General features: G+C 76.4%; 4 protein-coding genes and 1 pseudogene. 2 read left to right on the top strand and 3 right to left on the bottom strand.

What is annotated here, in order from left to right:
• Both FM076_RS11790 and FM076_RS11795 read right to left on the bottom strand, forming a co-directional pair.
• The coding region (locus FM076_RS11790) for a spermidine synthase (RefSeq protein ID WP_173870099.1) at positions 1-729 on the bottom strand (729 nt) is incomplete at its 3' end.
• Between the two features lie 77 nt (positions 730-806).
• A complete protein-coding gene (locus FM076_RS11795) occupies positions 807-1,295 on the bottom strand; it encodes a hypothetical protein (RefSeq protein ID WP_180218249.1) in 489 nt (162 codons plus the stop codon).
• A 92-nt stretch (positions 1,296-1,387) separates the two neighbouring features.
• Here FM076_RS11795 and FM076_RS11800 point away from each other — a divergent pair, with 92 nt between their 5' ends.
• Positions 1,388-2,860 (top strand): tetratricopeptide repeat protein, encoded by a 1,473-nt coding sequence (locus tag FM076_RS11800; RefSeq protein ID WP_173870101.1) that lies wholly within the window; start codon positions 1,388-1,390, stop codon positions 2,858-2,860.
• Between the two features lie 275 nt (positions 2,861-3,135).
• Here FM076_RS11800 and FM076_RS11805 read toward each other — a convergent pair whose 3' ends face one another.
• A complete protein-coding gene (locus tag FM076_RS11805) occupies positions 3,136-3,729 on the bottom strand; it encodes a histidine phosphatase family protein (RefSeq protein ID WP_173870103.1) in 594 nt (197 codons plus the stop codon).
• 247 nt (positions 3,730-3,976) lie between these two features.
• Here FM076_RS11805 and FM076_RS33655 point away from each other — a divergent pair.
• Positions 3,977-4,251: pseudogene (locus FM076_RS33655) on the top strand (hypothetical protein); the annotation flags it as partial.

Here is a 4,251-nt window from a genome sequence, read left to right on the forward strand (position 1 = left end):
GTCAGCCGGGGTCAGCTCGGCGACCGGCAGGGGGCCGTCGGCCGCCAGCAGCACGCTGTTGCCGAACCGCCGCCCGCGCAGCACCGCGGGGTCGGTGAGCAGGCAGCGGGTGGTGAAGACGGCGGCGGCCGTGGCCACTTGGGCGCGCAGGTGGTCCGGGGGCGCGCCGTCGGCGATGTTGGCCGCGTACCAGCCGGCCGGGCGCAGCACGCGGCGCACCTCGTGCAGGAACTCCACGCTGGTGAGGTGGGCGGGCGTCCGGGCGCCGCCGAACGCGTCGCCGATGACCAGGTCGGCCCACCCCTGCGGCAGCCTCTCCAGCACCTCGCGCGCGTCACCGCCGCGCACCCGGATGCGCCACGGGCCCTCCAGCGGCAGGTGCGTGCGCACCAGCCGGGTCAGCTCGGTGTCCACCTCGACGACCTGCTGGGTGGAGCGCGGCCGGGTGGCGGCCACGTAGCGGGCCAGCGTGAGGGCGCCGCCGCCCAGGTGCACGGCCCGCACGGGGCGGCCGGGCGGGGCGAGCAGGTCCACGACGTGGCCCAGCCGGTGCTGGTACTCGAAGCCGAGGTGGGTCGGGTCGTCCAGGTCCACGTACGACTGCGGCGCCTCGTCCAGGAGGAGCGACCAGCCCCGGGGCCGTTCCGGGTCCGGCACCAACGAGGCCGTCCCTTGGCCGACTTCCGCGACGACGGCTTCCCGTCCGCGCCGCCTGCTTCCCCGCGCCATACCCCCAGTATCCGGCACGGGCCCGCGGCGCGTTCGGGCGGCGCCGGGCGCGAGGGTTCCGCGCCCGGCGCCGGCGGTCACACCCGCCGGGCGGCCTCCAGCGTGCGGGCCGCCTCACCGAGCGCCGCCCGCAGTTCGGCCGGTTCCGTCGCACGCGCCTCCGCCACGGAGGGCGGCACCAGCCAGCCGGTGCCGGCCACGGGCGGCTCGTTCGCGGCGGCACGCGTCCCGGGGCCGCAGGTCTGCGTACAGGCGCTGCCCGGCAGGTCCCAGCCGTCGGCGGTGCCCGGCGGCACCAGGAAGCCGAGGGTGTCGCCCGAGCGGTCATGGAGGACGGGCCCCATGCCGTCCCGCAGCCTGAGGATGTCGGCGGCCTCCAGTCCGTGCCGCGTCGGCACGGTCACCAGGTCGCAGGGGGCCGGCCCGGAATCGGGCCCCGGCCCGGCAGGAGTGCCGTCGGTGCCGCCGCCTACGCCACTGTCCAACAACTCAGACGCCTCCTCGCGGTCGCTGTACCGGGTCCAACGGCTGTCTTCGTCAACAGCTACGGCGGCGAACCAGCGCATTGGATGGCACTTCATGGCAGAAGCAGGGTGAGATATCCCGTTTGTAGCCAAACCCTCGGTGTGGGGCCCGTCACAGCCGGTACGTTTCCGCCATGGCGTCGTCACCTACGTCACCCCCAGCGTCACCCCGGCCGCAGCACGCCCCCAACACCGCGTTCAGGGCGCTGAGGGGACACCTCTCGCCCGGAGAGTTCGCGGCGAACGTACGGCGCGCGGCACGTGAGATCGGTGAACAGGTCTCGTGCGACGCGCGGTACATCGGCCGCGTCGAGGCGGGCGAGATCCGGTGCCCCAACTACGCCTACGAGCGGGTGTTTCTGCACATGTTTCCGGGCTACTCGCTCATGGACATGGGCTTCGCGCCCCGGGAGTCGGTCCGCGGTCGCGCGGCGCGCTCTCACGGGGCGCGGGGCGGGCGGGAAGCGCCCCGCCAGACCACCGTGCGCTGCGTCGAACCCCCGCTCGGCCCACTCCCCCCACCCACCGACCACCCCGACAGCACCGGACTCATCGCGTTCCCCGACTGTCCCGAGCACCACGAGGAGAGCGACGTGCTACGTCGCGCTTTCATGACAGGCGGACCCGCCGCACTGGCCACCGCCTCACTGGGCGCCGCCCCCGGCGCCCTGGCCGCCGGACCGCCGGCGCGCCCCGCCCCGCCCACCCGCGCGGGAGACACCGAGGCCGCAGCCGTCGAGGAGGCCGTACGGCGGATCCGGCTGCTCGACGACCGGCACGGCGGCGCCGGCCTCTACCACCAGGCCGGCGCCTCGCTGCGCGCCGCCTACGAACTGCTGGACGCGGGCGCCCGCAGCGCGTCGGTGGCCGACCGGCTGCACGCCGGCGCGGGCGAACTGGCCATCTCCGTCGGCTGGCTGGCCCACGACTCGGGCCGCTACGGCGACGCCCGCTCCCACTACGCCGAAGCGCTGGCCACCGCACGCGTCGCCCAGGACGCGGCGCTGGAGGCGCACGCCTTCTGCAACACCGCCTTCCTCGCCCGGGACGCGGGCCGCCCCCGCGAGGCCGTACGCGCCGCGCAGGCCGGCCAGCAGGCGGCCAGGGAACTGGGCTCCTACCACCTGCTGTCGCTGCTCGCGCTGCGCGAGGCGGGCGGCTGGGCCGGGCTCGGGGACCGCTCCGGCTGCCGGCAGGCCCTCGCCCGCGCCCAGCGGCTCTTCGCGCGGGGCACCACCGACGACGACCCGGAGTGGATGACCTTCTTCGGCGAGGCCGAACTGGAGGGCCTGGAGGCGCAGTGCTGGTCGGCGCTGGGCGACTGGGAGCGCGCCGCCGAGCACGCCGAACGCGCCGTACGGCTCCAGCGGCCCCACTTCACCCGCAACCGCGCGCTGTTCACCGCCGAACTCGCGGGCGACCTGGCCGCGCGCGGCGAGGCCGAGGGCGCGGCGGCGGCCGGAACGCGGGCCCTGGAGTTCCTCGGCCCCGTCCAGTCCACCCGGATCAGCACGATGCTGGGAGCCCTGGCCGGGCGGCTGCGAGCCTACCGCGCGGAGCCCGCGGTGGCGGACTTCCTGCACCGGCAGGCGAGGGCCACGGCCTGACCGCCCGCCGCGGCCGGTGCGGGCACCGGTGACGAGTGCCGCCGGTGTCGAGTTTGCCCGTGACGGCTGCCGGTGACTGGTGCGGACCGTACCGGCGTACCGGGCACCGACCGTACCGGGCGCGGCGCCGGTACCGGCGGGCCGGGAGCTGACCGCACCGATGTACCGGGCGGTCCGCCGGTACCGGCGGACCGTGCCCGCGCTGTGTCCCGCCGTCTCATGGCGCGGCGGCACCCGGCAGCGGCCCCGCCGGTTCCGGCGGAGCGGACCGGGCCTCAGTCCAGGTGGCCGGTGTCGTTCCAGCGTTCGACGGCGGGGGCGCCGTAGGCCCAGCCGAGGACGGACAGCGAGGCGGGGTCCAGCTTCAGGCGGGCCGCGAACGACGGCTCGTAGCCGAGCCAGCGGGCGCCCAGGACGCGCAGGATGTGGCCGTGGGCGAAGACCAGCACGTCGCGGTCGGCCGAGCGGGCCCACCGCACCACCTCGTCGGCCCGCTCGCCGACCTCGGCCAGACTCTCGCCGCCGGTGACGCCGTCCCGCCAGATGAACCAGTCGTCCCCGGCGCGCTCGCGGATCTGCGGAGAGGTCAGTCCCTCGTAGTCGCCGTAGTCCCACTCCATGAGCGCGTCCCACCGCGGGGCGCCGCCGAAGCCCGCCAGCTCGCACGTCTCCCGGGCCCGCGAGAGGGGGCTGGTGCGCACCTCGACGCCGGTCAGCCCCATCCAGGGGGCGCGGTGCAGCCGCTCCCCCAGCAGCTTCGCCGTCCGGCGGCCCTCGTCCAGCAGCGGGAGGTCCGTCCTGCCGGTGTGCTGGCCGGTCACCGACCACTCCGTCTGACCGTGCCGGACGAGGAGGATGCGCGCTGCCATGAGGACCTCTCGGACGTGACGACTTCGGCTGCTCCGGTCTGTCCGGAACCGCTCCCTCCATCTTCGCGCAGCCCCCGGCGGGCCTTCCTGGCGGGGGCGGGCGGGCGGCCCGGGGGCGTTCCCGGGGCGGTTCCGGGGCCGTGCCGGGGCGGTTCCGTGCAACGGTTCCGTCAGATGCGGGCGCGTTGTCAGCGGGGGATGCGAGACTTCCGGACGGGAACCGCACCCTCCACCGAGGCCACATCCGATGACACGCTCCTCGCTGCCGAAGCAGACCCCGCCGGACCCGCCGGACCGGCCGCAGGCCCCACAGCGGGCGCACGCCTCGCCGCGGCGGCTCGCCGAGCTGCGCGGCGGTACCGAGGTGCCGCAGCGCCCGCTGGACGCGCGGGCGCTGGCCGCCCTCGCCGCGAACCCGGGCTGCCGGCGCCGCGCGCTGCTGGACGGCGCGGGTGTCGACAAGGGCGCGGTGGCGCAGGCGCTGGGCTCGCCCGCGCCGTTCGGCCAGTCGCAGTTCGCCCT

The sequence above is a fragment of the Streptomyces albus subsp. chlorinus genome, from assembly GCF_013302895.1.
Taxonomy (GTDB): Bacteria; Actinomycetota; Actinomycetes; order Streptomycetales; family Streptomycetaceae; genus Streptomyces; species Streptomyces chlorinus.